We start from the raw sequence: 1,636 nt of genomic DNA on the forward strand, positions 1-1,636 counted from the left end.
GTCGCCAGAAAGGGTAAAGGTGGACGACTTTTACGCCGCCCGCAGCAGGATCATCCCGCCGCTACCGTGGCCGACTTTTGCACCGCCGTTCTCAGACAGCCTGCCAAACCCCAGAGTCGTGGGGTTTGGTCTGTCTCAGGCATAGTGCTTCAGCAACCCAAGCACCCCTCAGTGGGAACGAAGATCCCCTGTGCCATCCCGGCCTTGCCTCGAAAAAATCAGAAGCTCTTACTTTTTGCAGAGCCCAAGAAGAAAGCCCCATTTACCGTATGCCATCACATCATGCTGAGCACGTGAGTACAGGGCTTTGCGTTCGAAATGCAGGCGATCCTCGACATTTTTCTCACCGACTGCGTTAAGGTAGCTAACCAGAAAACCGTCTGCTCCAGTTCCCGGCATCCCTGTCCTGCCACGAGTGACAAGAACCTCGAGAGGCGGAATGTCAGAATAGTCGCGCGGCACCACCCCGTCTTTGAGACATGCTTCCTCGCGTATCTGGTCAATAACGTTGCCGATCAGGCCTAGAGGCTTTGCATACTTGGGCAAGGTTCCGGCCGGCTTCCGTTCGGGATCTCGCTCTCTCAGCTCACGGTCAAGATCGCCATAGGTCAGCACTTCCCCACGGAGTGCGTACTCCACGATGATCGGAATTGCTTCGCGAGCCGTGATCTCCGACCAGGAAGTGCCCTGAATATCTTCCCCCACCTGCAGGTAAGTGAAGGCATCATCATCTTCCTCAGCCGCCTCTTCCATCGCGGTCAGGCAAAAGTCCAACCACGTCGGTGTTTCGTCTTCGGCTGCTGCTTCGGCGATGATCTCGATTGGAAGCTCCAGATAGTACGATGCCTTCACCGCGTTCAGGCCAAGTTCGGCCAGTCTCTCTTGTCCGTTCATCTAATACCTCCTTATGCCTCTAAATAAATGTACAGCATCTAGTTAAATTTCAAGCAACTAATGCTGTTAAATTTTGTATTAGTTGCACCGGTACGTTCTCTCACACTTCTAGCGTCCGGAATTAGTAAGGTTTATGTGTCCTTTCCCCRCGTTGCGGGGCGAGCGGATAATTTGGCCTTGTGCCAAATTGTCTAGTGAGTACACATAAACCTTCCTTCGGAGATCGGTTCATGGGCGCGCGAGACGATGACGRTGATGCCTGGCGGATCCGAYTGGAYCGCAGCATCGGYGGCAGGATGCTCCATGTCACCACCCCGCGCAGCTTCGCCATCCTCCGCTGTGCCAAGATCAAGACCATGGGCAACATGGGGGCAAGCCTCCAGCACACCTTCCGAGAACGCGACACGCTTAATGCCGATCATCGGCGTACCCCCGACAACACCGTCCTGGTCGGCGGCGACACCAGCCGCGCCGTCCTCGATGCCTGGAAGGACCGCGCCCCCGAGAGGATCCGCAGCAATGCCGTCCATGGGCTGGAGTATTTCGTCGGCGGGTCTCCCGAGGCTCTGAAGGCCATGAGCCGAGAGGAGCAGGACGCCTACTTCACCGATGCCCTGGACTGGCTCAAGGCCCGCCACGGGGCCGAGAACGTCCTCTCCGCGGTGATCCACCGGGATGAGTCTACGCCCCACAYGACAGTGATGACCATTCCCCTGGACGAACGCGGCAAGCTGAACGCCCG

At 57.1% G+C, this 1,636-nt stretch carries 2 protein-coding genes; one reads left to right on the top strand and one right to left on the bottom strand.

From position 1 onward, the window contains the following. Window positions 1-228 precede the first annotated feature (228 nt). Window positions 229-894: a hypothetical protein gene (locus SY26_RS19670; RefSeq protein ID WP_046001977.1), complete on the bottom strand. Its 666-nt coding sequence runs from the start codon at window positions 892-894 to the stop codon at window positions 229-231. A 296-nt stretch (window positions 895-1,190) separates the two neighbouring features. Between SY26_RS19670 and mobV the strand changes: the two genes are divergently transcribed. Then, window positions 1,191-1,636 (top strand): MobV family relaxase (mobV, locus tag SY26_RS19675; RefSeq protein ID WP_046001978.1); only part of this gene is annotated, 446 nt, incomplete at its 3' end.

The sequence above is a fragment of the Paracoccus sp. 228 genome (assembly GCF_000967825.1).
Lineage (GTDB): Bacteria > Pseudomonadota > Alphaproteobacteria > Rhodobacterales > Rhodobacteraceae > Paracoccus > Paracoccus marcusii.

Excerpts from the sequence above, each read along its gene's own strand:
- SY26_RS19670 (WP_046001977.1), bottom strand. The coding sequence starts at position 894 with ATGAACGGACAAGAGAGACTGGCCGAACTTGGCCTGAACGCGGTGAAG.